Origin of the sequence: Pseudomonas sp. B21-031 (assembly GCF_024748985.1) — a bacterium.
Lineage (GTDB): Bacteria > Pseudomonadota > Gammaproteobacteria > Pseudomonadales > Pseudomonadaceae > Aquipseudomonas > Aquipseudomonas kermanshahensis.
In genome coordinates, this window is record NZ_CP087181.1 from 3,649,220 (window position 1) to 3,667,876 (window position 18,657).

Annotated in this window: 14 protein-coding genes; 3 read left to right on the forward strand and 11 right to left on the reverse strand. The window is 63.6% G+C overall.

Annotation, left to right across the window (positions count from 1 at the left end):
* Positions 1-305 precede the first annotated feature (305 nt).
* The 3 genes from LOY53_RS16035 to LOY53_RS16045 form a co-directional block, all read right to left on the reverse strand.
* Positions 306-1,085 (reverse strand): alpha/beta fold hydrolase, encoded by a 780-nt coding sequence (locus tag LOY53_RS16035; RefSeq protein WP_252824818.1) that lies wholly within the window; start codon positions 1,083-1,085, stop codon positions 306-308.
* Positions 1,082-1,501 carry a VOC family protein gene (locus LOY53_RS16040; RefSeq protein WP_252824819.1) on the reverse strand — a complete coding sequence of 140 codons (420 nt, stop codon included), beginning with the start codon at positions 1,499-1,501 and terminating at the stop codon, positions 1,082-1,084. The genes LOY53_RS16035 and LOY53_RS16040 overlap by 4 nt, the downstream gene beginning before the upstream one ends.
* Positions 1,502-1,569: 68 nt before the next feature.
* Positions 1,570-2,496 carry an alpha/beta fold hydrolase gene (locus tag LOY53_RS16045; protein ID WP_186703201.1) on the reverse strand — a complete coding sequence of 309 codons (927 nt, stop codon included), beginning with the start codon at positions 2,494-2,496 and terminating at the stop codon, positions 1,570-1,572.
* A gap of 185 nt (positions 2,497-2,681) precedes the next feature.
* On the opposite strand from LOY53_RS16045, the gene LOY53_RS16050 reads away from it, so the two are divergent.
* Positions 2,682-7,562: an NEL-type E3 ubiquitin ligase domain-containing protein gene (locus tag LOY53_RS16050; protein WP_258702960.1), complete on the forward strand. Its 4,881-nt coding sequence runs from the start codon at positions 2,682-2,684 to the stop codon at positions 7,560-7,562.
* 7 nt (positions 7,563-7,569) lie between these two features.
* Here the strand turns inward: LOY53_RS16050 and LOY53_RS16055 are convergent, their stop codons facing one another.
* Positions 7,570-10,041 (reverse strand): UvrD-helicase domain-containing protein, encoded by a 2,472-nt coding sequence (locus tag LOY53_RS16055; protein ID WP_258702961.1) that lies wholly within the window; start codon positions 10,039-10,041, stop codon positions 7,570-7,572.
* Positions 10,042-10,262: 221 nt separating this feature from the next.
* On the opposite strand from LOY53_RS16055, the gene LOY53_RS16060 reads away from it, so the two are divergent.
* Positions 10,263-10,961: a pirin family protein gene (locus tag LOY53_RS16060; RefSeq protein WP_258702962.1), complete on the forward strand. Its 699-nt coding sequence runs from the start codon at positions 10,263-10,265 to the stop codon at positions 10,959-10,961.
* 44 nt (positions 10,962-11,005) lie between these two features.
* Here LOY53_RS16060 and LOY53_RS16065 read toward each other — a convergent pair whose 3' ends face one another.
* The 7 genes from LOY53_RS16065 to LOY53_RS16095 all read right to left on the reverse strand — a co-directional run bounded on the left by LOY53_RS16065 (position 11,006) and on the right by LOY53_RS16095 (position 16,576).
* A complete protein-coding gene (locus LOY53_RS16065) occupies positions 11,006-11,905 on the reverse strand; it encodes a transporter (RefSeq protein ID WP_252824823.1) in 900 nt (299 codons plus the stop codon).
* A gap of 43 nt (positions 11,906-11,948) precedes the next feature.
* The gene (locus LOY53_RS16070; RefSeq protein ID WP_258702963.1) at positions 11,949-13,010 is read right to left on the reverse strand and encodes an NADH:ubiquinone reductase (Na(+)-transporting) subunit F; all 1,062 of its coding nucleotides are present in this window, start codon (positions 13,008-13,010) and stop codon (positions 11,949-11,951) included.
* Positions 13,011-13,021: 11 nt separating this feature from the next.
* Positions 13,022-13,381: a phenol hydroxylase subunit P4 gene (locus LOY53_RS16075; RefSeq protein WP_252824826.1), complete on the reverse strand. Its 360-nt coding sequence runs from the start codon at positions 13,379-13,381 to the stop codon at positions 13,022-13,024.
* Between the two features lie 73 nt (positions 13,382-13,454).
* Positions 13,455-14,969, reverse strand: a complete 1,515-nt coding sequence (locus LOY53_RS16080) for an aromatic/alkene/methane monooxygenase hydroxylase/oxygenase subunit alpha (protein WP_252824828.1) — start codon at positions 14,967-14,969, stop codon at positions 13,455-13,457.
* A 32-nt stretch (positions 14,970-15,001) separates the two neighbouring features.
* Positions 15,002-15,271: an MmoB/DmpM family protein gene (locus LOY53_RS16085; RefSeq protein ID WP_085273131.1), complete on the reverse strand. Its 270-nt coding sequence runs from the start codon at positions 15,269-15,271 to the stop codon at positions 15,002-15,004.
* Positions 15,268-16,263, reverse strand: a complete 996-nt coding sequence (locus LOY53_RS16090) for an aromatic/alkene monooxygenase hydroxylase subunit beta (RefSeq protein WP_252824829.1) — start codon at positions 16,261-16,263, stop codon at positions 15,268-15,270. Before LOY53_RS16090 ends, LOY53_RS16085 begins: the two co-directional genes overlap by 4 nt.
* A 55-nt stretch (positions 16,264-16,318) precedes the next feature.
* Positions 16,319-16,576 carry a phenol hydroxylase subunit gene (locus LOY53_RS16095; RefSeq protein WP_252824831.1) on the reverse strand — a complete coding sequence of 86 codons (258 nt, stop codon included), beginning with the start codon at positions 16,574-16,576 and terminating at the stop codon, positions 16,319-16,321.
* Between the two features lie 373 nt (positions 16,577-16,949).
* On the opposite strand from LOY53_RS16095, the gene LOY53_RS16100 reads away from it, so the two are divergent.
* Positions 16,950-18,653 carry a sigma-54-dependent Fis family transcriptional regulator gene (locus LOY53_RS16100; protein ID WP_252824832.1) on the forward strand — a complete coding sequence of 568 codons (1,704 nt, stop codon included), beginning with the start codon at positions 16,950-16,952 and terminating at the stop codon, positions 18,651-18,653.
* The last annotated feature ends 4 nt before the right edge of the window (positions 18,654-18,657 follow it).

Below are 18,657 nucleotides of genomic sequence, written 5' to 3' on the forward strand. Positions count from 1 at the left end.
TTCACCGTCGCACCCAGGCCCTAGGGCTTGCATTGGTTGCGCGAAGCACGACGAGGCAGGCCGCCTCGAATCGCAGCAAGGTATCTGAAGCATAATCGGCTTTGCGGGGATATCCACTCGCCTTGATGGCAAGCGGCCACAGGGTGGACTGCGCACGAAACTCGAACAAGACCGTTACCCCTACAGTTGAAGGAAATTCTCAAGACATACGCTATCCCTGTGGGAGCTGGCTTGTCGGGGCGCCGAACCGCTGCGATGGGCCGCGCAGCGGCCCCATTAGGAGCCTGCAACCTCTGACCTGGAATTTACCGCAGAAAGCGCCCGACTTCTGCCAACACTCCATCAGTCTGTTCCCGGTGCGGCACATGCCCACAGCCCGGTATCAGCCGCAACACGCCGGGGCCCGAAGTAAGCGCGACAAGGCGCTCGGGGTGAGCCTGGGAGCCGAACTCATCGTTATCACCCTGCAAGCTCAGCAAAGGGCAATGTACCTGCGGCAACAGCGCATCCAGGCTCCACTCGGCGAAGTCTTCACTCAGCCAGTTATCCACCCAGGCACGCAATACCCATTCGGCCTTGTCGCCATGATAACGGCGCAGCCGCTGCAACTGCCCGGGCTCTGCAAACTGCAGATCCGCCGCACGAATACCCTCCAGCGTCCGTGCTTCGACAAAGGCTTGGGCGGACTCCGTGATCAGCCCCTGGCAATGGTCCGCGAACGCTGCCGCACACCCCACCGCCATGCCCCCGCCCACACTGTGGCCGAAGACAATGAAGGCATCGATATGCAAGTGTTCGCGCACCGCCGCAAAGCCCTGACGCGCTTCGGCCTCGACAAAGCCCAGACGCAACCGGGCGGGATGCGCGTCGGAGCGACCGAAACCGAGGCGGTCATAGGCGATTACCCGGTGCCCGGTACTGCGCGCCAGTTGCGCAGGGAAGTCTCGCCACAAGGCCACACACCCCAGCGAATCGTGTAACAGAACGATGGGAGCACCCTGCGCCTGCAACGGCGACCACTCTTGGGCGAACAGCGTGCCTTGGGCTGTGGTGATCCAGTGCTCGTGCGCCTGCAAACCCGTCATGACGCCTCCGGCACCGGCCCTTTGAGCTCGACCTGGTTGCCATCGGGGTCGAAGCAGTACAACGACGGCCCTTCGCCCTCAGCGCCGTAGCGTTTCTCGGCAGGCTCCACCGTTACACCCGCAGCGCGCAGGTAAGCGGTCAATGCCGGCTCATCGAAGGGCTCGATACGCAGGCACAAATGATGCAGGTTACGCCCCTCTGCGCCCGGCGCGGCGCCACCCGGCTGCCCCAGCACACCGTCCAGCGTGACCAGGTCGATCATGGCAGTGCCCGTCGCCAGGTGGACCATGCCCAGGTCTTCACGCACCTTGCTGACCGTGCAGCCCAGCACGTCCACATAGAAGGCGAGGCTGCGCGGCAGGTCGCTGACCCGCAGGACGAGGTGGTCGATGTGCTGGATGGCGAACGGTCGCATGCCGGGGACTCCTTGAGGCGTGTGCGCGAGGGTCAGACGCCACCATAGCCCACTATTCGGCGTGCTCGCTACTCATTGACCAAGCGCTGTAACTGGCCACCTTCATGACGTGCCAACAACCGCAGCAACTGATCGACCAAAGCCCGGTCGGGTGCCTCAAGGTGGAAGTGATGCCCGCCTGGGTGCCATGAAACCCGCGCATGGCCAGGCAAGGCCGCTTCACGCTGGGCGTACGCGTTGCCGCTAAAGGCCCCTTGTCGGCCGAACATCAGATACAACGGGCATTGGATCTGGCTGAGCAGGTCACAGGCTTCTCGCTCGGTCAACGGCATGGGTTCGGGCAACACCAAGCGTGGATCGTGGCGCCAACAATAGCCGTCGCCAACCTGCAACAGGTCACGACGGGCCAGCAACCGCGCAGCGTCCTCCGACAGCTCGCCGTCCAAGCGCTGGCGGCGCTGCTGCAAGGCCGCTTCAATCGTGTCGAAGCGGCTCGCGTCGGGTTCGCCGAACCCCTGTAGCTGGCTGCGCTGGACCATCCGCTTAAGCCGGTAAGAGCGCGCCAGATGCTGCACGCGGTCATCCTCCGCGACCGTGAACGGCGCGCCCATGCCATCGAGAAAGGTCATGCTGGAAATGCCGCTGGACAGGGCGGCGAGCAACGAGGCGATACCGCTGCCCATGCCGTGAGCCAGCACATGGAAGTGCGCCAGGCCCAGGCTGTCGACCACCGCCAGCATGTCCTCGGCATGCTCCCAGAGGTAATAGCCGCTGTCGTGACGGCGATGGCTGGAGCGGCCGTGGCCGACCAGGTCCGGCGCCACCACGAAACAGCCGTCGAGCAATGGCCCGAGGCGATCGAACGAGGCGGCGTTATCCAGCCACCCATGCAAGGCCAGCACCGGGATACCGTCTTCCGGCCCCCAGGTGCGTACTGCTATTTCAATACCGTCGAGGTCAAGCAAATGATCCTTGGGACCGCACAGCGAACGCATAGAAGCTCCCCTTGGCTGCAAACCGGCCGCCATGGCCTACCCCACCCTCTCGCAGATGCACCTGCACTGCTGGCCCCTCACCGACCCGTACATGCGCGAGACCGACTGCTGCCGGCAATTATCTACCGCCCCCCGGCACACGGATGAGGGTCGACTAGCGCCTCCCTGCTCAAGAGGTCGGTACCATGACAAGCACCCCACCCTTACATCACGCGCAGATCACGCGCACGCTGCCGCTATGGAGCAAAGCCCTGCCCCCCGGCCATGCCGAACGCGTCGTGCAGCGGGTACGCAAGGATTACCTGGCGGCCGATGGCACGCCTTACAGCTGGTACGCCAGCGCCGAACCCGAGCAGCGCCTGCAACTGCGCCTGCTTGTCGAGGCCCGCGACACTTGCCTCACCCAGCTCCGTCAGGCACTGCCCGATTTCAAAGGCATCATCGAATTCTGCCGACCGCTGCTGACCGAGCGCCTAGGCCTGAACGTAGCCGTGGACCAGGCCCAGTACGTGTTCCAACCCTTCGAGCCGATCAGCAACCCGTGGGTCGGCGTGCCCGACCCACAATACCCGTTGGTGCCGGAGCAGCCGGTAGACGTGCTCGCCACCCGCCCCGTCGGCGCGCCGCAAGCGCGCAGCTTGCTGGAAGCCGCCCTGCACAACTTCGAGGGCCTCACGGAAGTCGGTGCCTACAGCCGGCTGACCCGCGCCGCAGGCGATGAGTCACCCTTGCAAGGGCTGACCATGGCCAGTTTCGTTGAGCAGTGCCGGGCGCTGGACCTGGGCCAACAATACCAGGGCCACCTGCAGGCTACCCATGAAGGCGCGAATCGGCTAGAGGTCGAGCGCCTGTCGATTCAAGCGAGCCGCGAATGCTTGCGGGTGCAGGCGCAGGTTGCCTGGCTCAAGGGCTTGCTGAGCGAACGCGGGCACACCGCGCTGATGCAACTGTGCAGCAATGTGACCGCCCCGGCCTATGGTGAACACAATCTGCAGTGCTGGCGTTTCAGCCTGTTCGGTATCCCTCTGCACGAAGTCTTGCTTATCGGGCCTGATGCGCCACACCAGAGCAATCCTTGCATCCTCTACATCCCGGATGACAGCGAGCACCCGGTGCGGGAGTTCGCATCGATCCAGGCGGTCGGGCAGCACCTGCGGCGCCGGATGCAGCGCAGCGAATTCCGCCGTGCATTGCTGCAGTTCGCCTACAAAGACCGGCAAGTGGAACTGTCGGCCAAACTGGAGCACGCGCTGTTCGAGGTGGATGCGACCGGCAACCGCACGCTGCGCAGCAATCCGCTTTTGCACGTTACCCCTTCGCCTGTGGGCAATGCGCCTTGGCCGACGTTGTACAGAGCGCATCTGGCACGCATGAAGGCCGATGCCAAAACCATCGCTGTGCCCACCGCCGAGGTTGATGCCAAAGCGCGTACCGCGCGCCTGCAGCACTGGTTCGAAATGGGCATGAACGTACTCAATGTCGCCGCGTTCTTCGTCCCGGGGTTGAACACAGCCATGCTCGGGGTATTTGCCTATGACCTGATGAGTTCGGTGTTCACCGGTTTCGAAGCCTGGGAGGAAGGCGACACCGCGCAGGCGCTGCAGCAGGTGCAAGCGTTGGCCATCAATGCCGCAGTGATCGCCGGGTTCGCCGCCGGCGCCAAGGTTATCCAGGCGTCCGGTTTCGTCGATGCGCTGAAGGCGGTGTGGCAAGAAGACCGCGAACTGCTGTGGCACCCAAACATGGCGCCGTATGCCAGCACTGTGGCGCTTGCTGAAGGTGCAAAGCCCGATGCGCTCGGGCTCCATCAACACCAGGGCAAGGCCTACATGGCGCTGGAAGGCACCCTGTATGAAGTGTTCCAAGACCCTGAACGGCACTGGCGCGTGCGTCACCCCGACACCACCCAGGCCTATGCGCCGCACGTGCGGCCAATCGGCGACGGCCGCTGGCAGCTGGCCCATGAACATGCTCACGAGTGGGACGACATACAGCTGCTGCGCCGTCTCGGCCATCGCAGCCACGGGCTGGACGATGCGCACTTGCTCACTGCCCTGCGCAGCACCGGCACCGACACGGCCAGCCTGCGCCGTGCCCATGCTGCCGGCTTACGCCCCCCTGCATTGCTGGTCGACACACTGCTGCGCCTGCAACTGGACAACGAAGTGGGCACCCTCATAGAACACGTACGCCACGGCCTGCCGCTCGCGGCCCACAAAAACTATGCCCTGCCCGAACTGCTGAACCTGCCGAAGTGGCCGCAGGATCACGTTCTCAAGGTCTTCGAAGGCCCAGAACCTTGGGGCGAGTCGGTACGCTATGGGCCGCCCGTCGCACCGGGGCAGATAGAGATCGAGATCACCCGCGCCGACCTCGACAGTGGCGCACTGAGCCAGACCGTGCTGGCGCAGATGGATGAGCCCACGGTGCAATCGATGCTGGGCGATACCCCACACGCACAACGTGCCTCGGTACTGAACGACACGCTCGCTGAACATCTGACCAACCGCCGCAAGGCGATATTCAACAGTTTGCAGCAAGGCCATCGTCAACCGCAGCGCCCAGCAGCGCAAGCCCTTGCCCGCCAGTTCCCAGGCCTGCCGGGCAGCGCCCTCGACGAAATCCTCGCCCATGCCAACAGCACTGAGCGTCAGCGCCTGGGCGCCGGCCGAGTGCCCCTGCGCATCGGCGAAGAAGCCCGCTTGCTGCAAGCTCGCACCAGGCTAGACCGAGCCCTCATCGGGCTGTATCGGCACAGCCTGGCCAACGTGGACAGTGAACGATTGCAACAGGCCTTGCAGGCCGAACACCCATTGGTTACTGCGGCCGAACTGTTCGAGATCGCGCTTGCCGATCGGCAGCACTGTGCCGCCCTGCTAGGTCAGCAGCCGATCAAACCGGGATTCCGCTCGCCCATGCGCCTGGCCAATGGCAGGCTCGGTTACCCGCTCAGTGGCCGTGGTGAGACGGGGGCGGCAGCGCGTCGTTTACGGGCGCTCTATCCAGAACTCGATAATGCGCAAATCAGCGCATTGCAAACCGAGCTGGCAGAGGCCGGCGACCTGGGCACAGCGATCAACCGCTTGGAGGCTGAACAACGCAGCCTGGACCGTGATCTCGGCCGCTGGATCGAGACCGCGCAAGACCTGATAGACCGCACAAGTCGCCAGCAATGCGCCGAGCGCCTGATGAGCGCCTGCCGCCGTGAGGGTGGTCAACAACGCAGCCAGTTATGGCTGGAGCGTGTTCACTTGCGCGAATTGCCCATCATTACTGCCGCCATGCCGCATATCCATGAACTGCGGCTCGACGGCTTGCGCCTGGAGCGCCTGGAAGGCGCTTTCCTGGCCAACTTTCCTCACCTGCAAATATTGGAGGTGACCGGCAATCCGCACATGAATGTCGAGGCCTTATTCGAGGCGCTGAGATCAGCCCCCAGGCTGCGCGAACTGGACCTGACCGGCAATGCTCTGCGGGCGCTCACGCCTGCCGCTCAGCAAGCCATTGGTGCAATGCCGGGCCTGCGCATACTCAATCTGCGCCGTAATTTTCTGGAACTGGATGAAGCCAGTTTGCAATTTCTGACCCGCCTACGCCTGGACGCACTGGGTCTAGGGAACAATCACATCACGTTGGATGAAAGGCTTGCCGCACGCTTCCAGGACATGGTCCACCCGCTCGTCTTGCACCTAGATTTCAACCCGCTACAAGTGGCCCCCGACCTGCGCTTCATGGCCCGTCTCAGCCACCTCAACCTGCACCGTTGCGAACTGCAGCAATGGCCCGAGGGCCTGACTACCCTGATGAGCCAGCCGCAGTACCGGCTGCGTCACCTTGACCTTTCCTCCAATCGCATCCACAACGTGCCCGACCTGCCTGGGGTGCTACGTACACCGTTTGCCCGTGATGTCTCAGCGCGTTTGCCTGAACGCCGCTGGCTGTTCAACTACAACAACCTGGAGGCCGAAACACGTACACGCCTGGGTGACAGCGGCGTCAACGTCTTTGAACACGCGGGGGCGATGCCCGAGTGGCAAGCGCTGTGGCGCAACCCGGCGAGCGACGTCCAGGAGCAACTGTGGCGCGACCTGTTCGAGCAGGAGGAGAACAACGACCTGCAAGGGGTCCTAGAACGGCTGAGCCAATCCGCTGAAGCACAGCGCGATGCGCAGAGCCTGCGCAACCGTGTCTGGGCCTTGCTGGAGAAAGCGGCTGGGGACAGTGCGCTGCGCGAACGCCTGAACACGGTGGCCCAAGACTTCCCGCCCACCTGCGGGGATGCCGGGGCCGACGCCTTCAGTGCCCTGGAGATCGAAGTGCTGGCCTATGAGGCGGCGGGCGGTGCCGGTACTCGCCCTGGCGAGTTGCTGGCGCTGTATCGAAAGCTGTACCGGCGCGATCAAGTCAACCAGTTGGCTGACCGCATCAGTGTCCGCCGGTCGCTACGCAAACAGGCGCTGCTGGGCAATGTGTTCGACGACGCACTGCCGCCTCATGATGTGCTGGATGATCCCGCAGCGTTCCCCGACGGCGAACTGCAAAACGGCCTGGTGGACGATATCGAGCTTCGCCTGGCGTTGCGCCAGTCCCTGGCCGAGCCACTGGGCTTCCCCGAGCCCAGCCACGGCATGCGCTACCGTGACACGGCCCAAGTCAACCAGGTCATCATCGACCGGGTCGAGGCCGCCGTGCGCGCCCTCGACGCCGACACCAATGCCCGGCAGCAATGGCTTATCGAGCAGCCAGGGTGGGTAAGCTACCTGAAGCGCGAGTATGCCGCGCAGTTCACGCTGCTCACCGACTTCTGGCGACAGGGCCACGACTACCTCTTCTACTGCCTGGATGAAACCCAGGAAGCCGTTACTCGCTTGGACAGTTCGGTGATACGTGCGTTGAGCGACGCCCTGCCAGCGGCGCCCGTGGACGAGCAAGGCAACCTTCACCGCGTGCCCATTAACGATGGGCAGTTCGACCGCGCCATGCGTGCATTGACCGCTGAACAGCAAGCGGTAGAAGCGGGCCTGCTGGCCAGCCTCACCCGACAGGCGCAAACCCTGGGCGATTAAACCGCCCTCACTGCCCGCGCAGGTCTTCGAAGAAGGCCTGCCGGCCATCTACCTGGCTCGAGGCACGCGGCGCCGCCGGCGCTTCGCTGTTGGCCGCTTCCACGTGCCAGTAGCAGTGCCTGACCGCACGCGTGACCGCAACGTAGGCCAAGCGCTGTACTTCTTCCTTCTGCGCGGTATCGAATGCCTGGGCATCACCGGCCTTACCCAGGCCGGCCAGGCGATAGACCTGGTTCTTGTACGGCGAGCTGGTCAGGTACTGACAGTCACCAAGCATGAACACCGCATCGGCCTGCAAGCCTTTGGCGCTGTGGTAGGTCAACTGCCGCAGCCGGCGTTGCTCGGCCGGCAGCGCTGCCTCAGCGTGCAGCACGGCCTGCAGGTGGTCGTTCATCAGGGCTTTGTCGCTGCCCTTGCGGTACAGCATCATCACCGTCTCGCCCCGTTGATAATGCTCGATCAGGGTCTCGCCCAGCGCGGCCTCGTCGCGGTCGAACACCTTGACCGGCGAGCCCGGCAACTCGGCTGCCGGGCCACTGGCGCGGGCCTTCTTGCCGGTGATCGCGGGCGTGCCCTTGACCAGGAATTCCGCCGCATCGATGACCTGCTGCTGGCACCGGTAGTTCTCGACCATCATCACCCGCGTGTTGGCCGGTGACACAAAGGCCTTGGTGAATTCCATGAAGTACTTCGGCGAACTGCCGCGCCAGCCATAGATCGATTGCCAGTCGTCACCCACACACAACAGCGACGAATGCTGGGCATTACGGCCGGTGTGCATCGACGGCCCACGCCGGCGGATCTCGGCAAGGCAGGCACGCAGCCAACTGACGATTTGCGGCGAAACGTCCTGGAACTCATCGATCATCAAATGCGCCAGGGGCCTGAGCAACGGGTCGGGCAGCAGTTGCAGGTTTTCCGGGTTGTTCTCGCCAAACAGGGCAAACATGCGGTTGTAGCTCATCACCGGCGGCGACTGGTCCAGCAGGTGCGCCTCCAGGGCTTTCCAGTACAGCGCCAAGGCTTCGAAGAACAGGCCGTCGCTGTCGCCTGCCGGGAAGCTCATCGCCGCCACGGCGCTGTTCACGTCAAGCCCCAGGTTCTCGATGAAGTTGGCGGCACCGACAAAGGCATCGAGCAGCGGTGCCGGGGCCAGTTCGCCCTTGACCTTGTACTCGAAGCCGGGGCCAGCCACCGCATCACCGGCCAGGGAGGCAGCCAAGCGCCGCGCAGCCGCGTAGTTGTCCAGCCAGATCAGCGGTTTGTCGCAGAAGGCCTGCAGCAGGGTGCGCTTGACCGCCCACTCGGCACGCACCGCCAGCTTGGCGCCGGGGCGCTGGTACTGGGCGCTTTCCGCGGGGTCGAAACCCAACACCACCCAGGCACCCTGCCCCTCAAGGCGGCCATGCACATGGAAACGACTGCCACGGATTTCGACCGTGTCGCGGCACGGCTCGATGCCTTTGATCGGCCAGGCGCCTGCGGCGAACCACAGGTCTTCGATGACATCGCACAGCTCTTCGTCGCGCTGGGCAGCCAACTGGGTCACCTGCGCACGCTTTTGCACGTCCGGGTGGTTAGGGTCCAGCGGTTTGAGCTGCAGCGCCTCGCTGCGCAGCAGGCCAATGAGTTCGGCAAAGCGCGGGTTATCGCCCAGCAAGGTGCTGTAGCAAAGGTTCAGCTGTTGGCGCTGCGCATCGTTCAGGCGCAGGTCGAACGGGTTGCTCTCGGCTTCGGCCTCGCGGCCCGCCGGCATCTCATTGCCCAGTGTCTCGAACGCGCGCACCTGGCCAAAGCCTGGCAGGCTGCGCACCAGCGGCAAGATGCGCGAATGGAAGGTGCGCACCAGCTCGCGGGCCAGCGCGGGCTGCAGGTCGATCTGCCACAGGGCGGACACCTGCAGCAGGCGTTTGATGAAGTCTTTGCGCGATTCGCGGGTGAAGGTGACCACGGTCATCGCGTCCAGCTCGTAGCCCAGGTAATGGCGCAGCAGCAGAATGCGCAACACCAGCGAGGTGGACTTGCCCGCCCCTGCCCCCGCCACCACACAGGTGGACGGCGTGTCGCTGAAAATCAGCTTCCACTGGGCCGCACTGGGTTGCGCCTCGGCAGGCAGGCGCTGGGCCACATCGGCCTTGAAGCGCTTCTTCAATTCGGCGGTCAACGGCAGGCGCCAATCGTCGAAGAGGTTGTCGTCCTGGCCAGGTACGGCGGCAGTGTCGGGGCGGGTATCGCGGATGACCAGCACCTGGCGCCCCGCCTCGTACCCTTCCACGCGCCCGCGCTCGAAGCCTTCGCGCACCCCGTCGGCATGGCCACTGCGCTGGCCTGTGGCGTGGCCGAGGAACCAGGAGTCGCGATGCTGGGCTTGCAAGCCGGTCAGGCCCCGCCCCAAAAGTCGGGCGGCCAGGCGGCGAAACCACGGTAACTGGGCAGGTGGGGTCAGGTCGGCAGGCGCCTGGGGATGCTCGTGGGCCACGGTCACTCCGATGGAATACAAAATCAGCGTGCCATGTTCGCCGCATCCACCAAAAATCACCAGCGAATGCTTGCAGATCAGTGGATTAGGTGATGAAACGGATAAAAAGCCGCCGCCTTAATGATCTATCAATTCGATTATTATTAGCCGATATTTACGCTTATTTTCGATCTTTCTTTGTCGCATCATGGCGTCATTCCACTGATTCAAGGAGCACGACCATGCTGCAACTGCGACCGTTCGAAAGCCTCGGCCACGCCAACCACGGCTGGCTCGATGCCCACCACCATTTCTCGTTTGCCGAGTACTACGACCCTGCTCGCATGCACTGGGGCAACCTGCGGGTCTGGAACGATGACCTGATCGCTGCTGGCAGCGGTTTCCCGCCGCATCCGCACCGTGACATGGAAATCATCACCTACGTCCGTGAAGGCGCGATCACTCACCAGGACAGCCTGGGCAACAAAGGCCGTACCGAAGCGGGTGACGTGCAGGTGATGAGTGCAGGCTCTGGCATCGTGCACAGCGAGTACAACCTGGAGGACGTCGATACGCGGATCTTCCAGATCTGGGTAGTGCCTGAGCGAGTGGGCGATGCGCCGACCTGGGGTACCCGCCCTTTCCCCACCGGTGAGCGTGGCGAAGGCTTCGTGACCCTGGCCAGCGGGCGTGAAGGTGACGAAGACAGTTTGCAGATTCGCACCGATGCCCGGCTGGTGGCCGCGACCCTGCGTGCTGGGGAAAGCGCCGAGTACCGCTTCGATGCCGGGCGCCGTGGCTACCTGGTGCCGGCCAAGGGATTGGTAGAGATCAATGGCCTGCAGGCGAAAGCGCGCGATGGGGTGGCGATCGAGCAAGAGGACGTGTTGCGGGTGACGGCCATCGAGGACAGCGAGATCGTGCTGGTGGATGTTGCCTGATTTAATAGATTTTGGGGGCGCTTTGCGCCCCCAATATTTCAAAGTCAAAACGGCAACGTCAGCTTCACCCAGTACGCATCCCCCTGGGCGCGGTTACGCACTTCGGTTTCCTTCGACCATTTCGCCGTCACGAACCAGCCCCCATCGCCGCTGTACTTGATCGACGGCCCGATGGCAAAGCTGCGCCCTTTGTTATCTTCAATACGTTCGCCGTCCTGGCGGTCGTCAGTCGTCTGGCGGTAGTAATAGCCACCTACCCCCAACACCCACCCGTTGCCCAGCCCCCACCCCACCGCATAGTCGACATGAAACTCCTGTCCAGACCGGTAATCGGTAGCCGGGTTGCTGCGGTTGAAGTCGTACATCACCTTGGCATCCAGGTTGAGCCCTGCAGGGTCGACGTAGCTCATCGCGTACACCGGCTCGAACACCCAGTAGTTGCGCCCTGGGTTGGCCAGGTCGTGTTTGTCGTAGCGGCCTGTGGGCGCAATCATGTCGAAGGCGAGGATGCTGTGGAACTTGTCGCTGTGGTGAAAACCCAGCGCCGGGCCAAAAATCACGTCCCCCAGGCCACGGTTGTGCTGCGACTGGCCATTGACCGAAACCTTCAGGTCCACCAGCGGCACAATCGCGTGCAGCGCAAGGCTGCCGCCCAATACCGTGTAATCACTCACCCAGATCAGGCGTGGCACGATGGCATTGGCGCGCACGCGAAAGTCCACCGGCAGCTTGCTGCCGTCGTTGCCACGCAGGTTGTCAGCCTCATAGTGGTTGACGAACAACTGGCCATAGACACCCGGCGGCGGCATGGCACCGGACATGTAGTTCTCGGCACCGAGCGGGTACGACGTGCCGCCCCCTTCGGTAGCCTGTGACAGGTTGGCTGCGCCGAACAGGGTGGCGCAGGCGGCAAGGCGTAGCAGGTTGGCAAGCTTCGGGTTCATCGGGTCAACCTTTGTTGTTGTTATTGGTCGTGCAATAAGCCGGTCAGATGCGCTTGAACAGCGCCGAACGCTGGCCTTCACCCGCGGCATCAGCCGCGCTGTAGAAGCGCTCCATAAAGATGTCGCGCTCGAACAGGCGGCCTTGCATCAGGCAACTGATGGCGGCGTCGATCATCGGTGGCGGGCCGCACAGGTAGGCCTTATGGCCGTTGAAGCGGCCGTCGAAATGTTGCTTGGCAGCGTCGTGCACATAGCCGCGCACACCCTGCCACTGCTCATCCTCGGCCGCCTGGCTGAGTGCCGGCACATAGCTGAAGTTGGCATGACGGGCCGCCAGTGCTTCGAACAGTTCGCGGTTGTACAGCTCGGCGCGGGTACGTGCGCCCTGGAACAAGGTGATGTGCCGCGTGTCGCCCCGCGCCAGCAAGTCGAGGATCATCGACTGTGGGCTCGACAGCCCTGAGCCACCGGCGATGAAGATCAGGTCGCCCGGTTGAGCGCTGCGCACGAAAAACTGCCCGTAAGGGCCGGACAGGCCCAGCGCGTCACCCACCTTGAGCTGCCGGTGGATGTAGCCGGTGGCTATGCCGCCTTCCACCAGGCGCACGTGCAGCTCCACCTCATCGGGCCGGTCAGGCGGGTTGGCCAGGGAGAACGCGCGGGTGCCTTCGATGCCAGGCAGCTGCAGGTTCACGTATTGCCCGGCCTGAAACGCCATCGGCCGGTCGAGCTTGAGGTGCACGCCGCGAATGGTTGGCGACAGCTCAACCAGTTGGGTGACCACGGCGCGGTAGTCCTGCACCGGCAAGCCGGCGAAGTCAGGGTCGACGTCGATGTCGGCCTCGATCACCAGGTCGCTTTGCGGAATGGCACAACAGGCCAGCACCTTGCCCTCGTCGCGTTCCATGTCCATCAGGGCAAAGGAGGACGCCGCACCCAGGTCGACCTCACCTTCCAGCACCTGGCACTTGCAGGTCGCGCAGGTGCCGTGGCCGCAGGCAAACGGCAACCACACGCCCTGGCGCAAGGCAGCCGCGAGAATGGTCTGGCCTTCCTCCACCTCGATCTGTTCACCGGTGGGTTCGATGGTGACTTGATAGCTCATGGCAGCGCTCCTCAGTTATGGCTGCCGCCCAGGCCTTCAAGGCCGGGGGTATGCAGGTGCAGCAGGCTCTTGTGGACCACACCATTGGCGGCCAGCCCACTGGACAGGTCAGGCGTGAATGGCTGTTCGTCCAGGCGCCAGCGTACGGCGGTGAAATCCACCTGCGCGGCATCGGGGTGCAGGGCAATGGCCGGCTTGACCACGTGCTCGATGAAGGCCGCGAACGGCTGCGCCGGGTCCACGGGCAGGGTGAACGGCGCGCAGAACAGCAGGTGGTTTTCCCAGCACAGGTACACCAGCTGGGCGCCGTGGAAGTTGGCCTGAAGGTCCAGGGGCTGGGCGGTGTAGGTGCCGATGGCAGTCACGGGCATGGCAAGGTTCCTCTTGTTCTTGTATGGGCCCGGGCGCAGCAAGGCGCCCAGGCAGTTGCGGTGTTTTGGCGGTTCAGCCGGTCTTGCGCCCGGCACGTTGCAAGGCCTCCCAGCGCTGCTGCTCGGGCGAGCCCTGGTACTCGAAGTTGTCCTGGCCGGGGGCGATGTTGTAGTAGTCACGCACCACCGCCTCGACATCCCCACCGCCACAGTTGCCCTGCAGGATCTGGTGCACCGGCAGCCAGGCCTGCACATATTTGTCGGGCTCGTAGGCGAAGATGTCGCAGCAGCCATCGGAGCAGAAGTGGTAACGCTCGCCTTCGTGTACCAGGCTGCGGTGGCTCAGTTGCGTGGGCGCGTCCGGCTCGGTGAAGGCCAGCGGGATCTGGCAGATCTGGCAGAGCATCGGCAGGGTCGGGTTGTAGAAGCGTTCGCCGCGCGCCTGCAGGTCACGCCAATGCTCGTAACGCGGCCGGTAGTAGCGGTCGAACGTGTCCGGGTACTTGGCCGAGAGCCAGTCCAGCTCCTCGTCGGTGGGGATCCAGGTATGGAAGTTGGTGGCCTGGCTGTACTGGTAGAAAATCGACCAGGCCTGGTGGCTGATGTGTTCTTTGCCGATGGTGGTCTGCTCGACGTATTTCGGCGGGCGGATGCCATAGCGTTCCAGGTCCTTGAACAACGCGCCGCCGGCCTGCTCGAAGTACACCTCCCAGGCCTCGGCCCACGACATCACTTTGTTCGGCAGCATGTAATCCATCATCATCCCGACCAGGGTCAGCAGCCGGTAGCCACGCCAGAACCATTTGTCGATCCAGCGCTGGACGATCGGCACGTTGTCCTCGTGCTGCTCGAGCAGAAACTTGATCACCTCAAGGCCTAGGGTCATGTGCCGGGCTTCGTCCGACTGCGCCGAGAAGCCGAAAGTGACGGTGGCCATGTCGCCGTTGAACGCGGCACCGGACATGAACGGCACGAACAGCAGGTTGGTCAGCACGTACTCGAAGGAGAACGAGATGGCCGTGAGGAACTCGAACGGGCCAGCCGTGCGGGCGTCCTCGAAAAACGACTTGGGCACCGAGAGAAACCACACCCGGTCGTGCATGTGGGCAAAGTCATGCAGGCCGTTGAAGTGCTTGTTGTAGTGGCTCATCGCGTGCACTTGGGTCTGCACGTGGCGCAGTTCGTCTATCGCCTGCATCTGGCAGGCCACCCGCGCACCGGCACCGCCAAAGTGCCGGCCGACGCGGGCGAAGCCTTGGTAGGCCTGGTATTCCAGGGGCGTCACACCACTCAAAAACAGCTTCAACGCGTTGACGTAACGGGCATCGGAAATGTTCTGGTGGCCGTTGTTCTGGGCGAAGGCGTCGAAGATCGCGTACAGCTTCTTCTCTTTTTCGGCCTGGTATTTCCAGTAGGCGTCCATGGTCAAGCGGAAGGGATCTTCCCACTTGTCCCAGTCGGTGATCTTGATGCCCTCGAAGCGTTCGTAGGGGTAGATCGCGTCTTTGCTCTGGTAGCTCGGTTCCCAGCCCAGGTCGCGGGTCAGGCAACGGTATTTGTCTTTCTGGTTGAGGCGCTTGGCGGCCATGGTGGCTCTCCGAATGCTTGTCGTTGGGCGGGTCAGTTCCAGTGCAGGGCGAAGCAGTCTTCGTCTTCCTCGACGTTGCCGCCGAGGGTGATGACGTCGATCAGCATTTCCTGCACGTCCCATTCACGGCCGGTCTTTTCCTCCACCGTGGTGCGGTGAATCTCCAGGCGCCCTTCGGCCTGCACGCGGATCATCGCGGGCTGGTGCTGGACGACCGCGTGCGGGTTGTCCTGGGTGATGGCCTCGACGATGTAGCGTGCACTGTCGTTGTCCTGGAAGGCGATGTAGACGAGGGAAGTCATGCGGCGTCTCCACTGAGGCCGAGTTTTTTCAGGCGTGCGCCAAAGGCGCTGTCGATGGCATCGAGGGCTTCGCGGCCAGGGCCGACCTCGGCCAGCGGCAGCAGCGCCTCCCGTGCGCGCACGCGCCACTGGGCCACCCAGCCGTCGACCAGTTGGCGGTTGTGTGCGCTCTCCCCGACCACGGTCTTGACCAGCGCATCGACCCACCGCTGGCTCTCGGCAAACCACAGGCGCATGAACTCGGTGAGCATGCCGACCTGCCCTGCCCCGTCGGCCACCAGTTGTGCATCGAAGTGCTCGAACAGCAGCGGGTACAACAGCCCATCACTGACCAGGTTTTGCGCCAGGGTCAGCTCGAACCAGTCCTGCACCACCAGGCTGTCTTCGACATAGCGGCGCAGCCCTTGCCAGGCCGGTTCGTCCAGCCAGCGCTGCTTGGCTTCGGCCAGCAATGCCAGGCCGTCGTCTTCGAGCAGCAGGCCGATGCGCGACAGGTACTGGGCAATGGCCAGGCGGTCCATGGCCTGGAACATGTGCATCTGGGTGACGCTGGTACCGAAGGCGTCGGCGGCAATGCCGCTGTTGTTCATGTTGGCGCCCAGTTCGGCATGGCGCAGCGGCAGCAGCACGCGGGCGATCAGGGCACGCGTTGCGACGGGCAGGCTGGCCAGCAATTCGCGCTTTTCGCAGAAGGCGAAGCTGTGCTCGGCGTTTTCCTGCATCCGTGCCCGGGCCTGCACGTAGGTGCCGTAGTAGTACTGGCGCGGGTCGCTGACGGTGTACCAGTCGGCCATGCACACGGCGGTGCGGCTGGGGTCGTTGAGCAGCTTGTCGGGCTGCCACAGCGGGCGGTAGTGGAAGTTGCTGGCGGCTTCGATGTCGAAGCTGGCTTCCTGGTAGCGGCTGGCAGGTTTATCGCCGAAACGCCGGCGGGTGTGGCTGAAGGTCTGGCGGATCGGCTCGACCGTGGCCGTCTTGATCTCGATACTCATGCAAGGCGTCCTGTACTTGTTGTTGTGGGGAAGCAATGCGCCGGCAAACGGCGCGTCAGTCGTTTTCGTCGTGGCGCTCGCCGTAGCGCCACTTCTGCATGTCGGCATCGACGGCAGCGGCCATTGCGGCGTCCATGTGAAGCACCCGGTTGCTTTCGCAGAAGCGCGCGAAGGCAGCGCGTGGCAAAACCAGTTCGACGAACAGGTCCGGGTAGGCGATGGCAAAGTCGAACTCGACAAAGGCGGCATCCGGCGCGCTGCGTACCCGGACGTAGCGCGGCATCTGCTCGAAAGGCGTGGTGGCTGGGGTCATCGGTTGTGCTCCGGTAAGGCTTGCAAGGGCTAGAGCAACCGCTGTGCCAGGCCTGTTTCCAGAGCAGTAAAAACAGTTCAATTCATTGATTTAAAACGACTTTTTCACATATCAAAGATAAGCCGAGACACGATCAAGCGGGCGCCGCAGCCCGCCCGATTGATCATTTGCTCAATCGCGCAACGGCACTTCGAGCAAATGACCAACGCGTCCTGCGATTGACTTTTGCGCAGGTTTCAGGCGGTTTAGAAAGAAGAGATGACCCGAGCCTTGCCTGAGCCGCCGAGGTCGTCCCGGCGCGACCAACCACCCGCCTATGCCTGAGCGGAACGCGCCGATTCCCCATACAACTACAAGCAAGGGGCGCACGCGAATGATTACCCAGTACAGGGCGCCGGAACCTGCGCCGGCGCTGAAGGACCTCACCGAACGGGTGCGTTTCCTCGGCACCGAAGGCAAGATCTGGCTCGACGAACAACGCATGCTGCTGGTGCAGGCGGCGATGATGGCCGGTATGCGCCGCGAGCTGATCGAAATGCTCGGCGTCGAACGCGCCAAGGGGTTTTTCCTGCGCCTGGGCTACCAGTCCGGCCTCAAGGATGCCGAGCTCGCCCGCAAGCTGCGCCCCAACGGCAACCCGGTGGAGATGTTTTTCATCGGCCCTCAATTGCACTCGCTCAAAGGCATGGTCAAGGTCCGCCCGCTGCAGCTGGAGATCGACCTCGACAACGGCCATTTCTACGCCGACATCGAATGGCAAGACTCTTTCGAGGTGGAAAACTGCCAGCAAGAAAACCTGCAGTCCGAGCAGCCAATCTGCTGGATGCTGCTGGGCTACGCGATCAGCTACAGCTCGTTCTTCCTCGGCCGCCAGGTGCTGTACAAAGAGGTCAGCTGCCGCGGTTGTGGCGGCAGCGAATGCCGCATCATCGGCAAGCCGGTGGAGCAATGGGAAGACGCCGAAACGTTCATGCGCTACTTCCAGAGCGACCCGGTGATCGATGAGTTGCAGTCCTTGCAGGTGCAGGTGGCCAACCTGCGCCAGCGCCTGCAGTACGAATCGGGGCAGTTCTACGGCATCGGCCAGTCGGCGGTGTACCGGCGCTGCTGCGCGCTCACCGACAAAGTCGCCTCGGGCAAGGCCTCGGTGTTGCTGCTGGGCGAAACCGGCGTCGGCAAAGAAGTCATCGCCCGCAGCCTGCACCTGCGCAGCGAGCGCGCGGGCGCGGCATTCGTCGCCCTGAACTGCGCGACCATACCGCCCGACCTGATCGAGGCCGAACTGTTCGGTGTCGAGAAAGGTGCCTACACCGGCGCCCAGCAGGCCCGCATGGGCCGTTTCGAGCGGGCCAACGGCGGCACCCTGTTCCTCGACGAAATCGTCGAGCTTACGCCACGCGCCCAGGCCAGCCTGCTGCGGGTGTTGCAGGAAGGCGAACTGGAGCGGGTGGGCGACAGCCGCACGCGCAACGTTGATGTACGAGTGATCGCCGCCACCCACGAAGACCTGGAGCAAGCTGTCAAGGACGGGCGTTTTCGCGCCGACCTGTTCTACCGGCTGAACGTGTTCCCGGTACGCATCCCCGCACTGCGCGAGCGCCGCGAGGACATCCCGCTGCTGATCGAGCACTTCCTCGGGCGCCTGCATGAAAGCTACGGCAAGAAAACCCTCGGCCTCAGCGACCGGGCCATGGAGGTGTGCCTGCATTACGACTGGCCGGGCAACATCCGCGAGCTGGAAAACCTCATGGAGCGCGGCGTGATCATCACCGATGAGAACCAGAGTATCGGCCTGGATGCGTTGTTCCCGCATGCACCGCCCGCCATCGACAGCATCGGCCTTGGCAGCGATGGCCGGCTGGTGGCCGACAGCGACCTGTCAACGCCAGGCTGGGTGGCGCAGATCATCGACAGCGGCACCGGCCTGGATGCCGTCGAGGAGGCGCTGATGCAAGAGGCCATGGCACGCTGTCGGCAAAACGTTTCGGAAGCGGCGCGGCTGCTCGGCATGACCCGCCCTGCCCTGGCCTATCGGCTGAAAAAGGCACCCGGCGAGAGCGTGGCCGGTAAGCCTTGAGCAT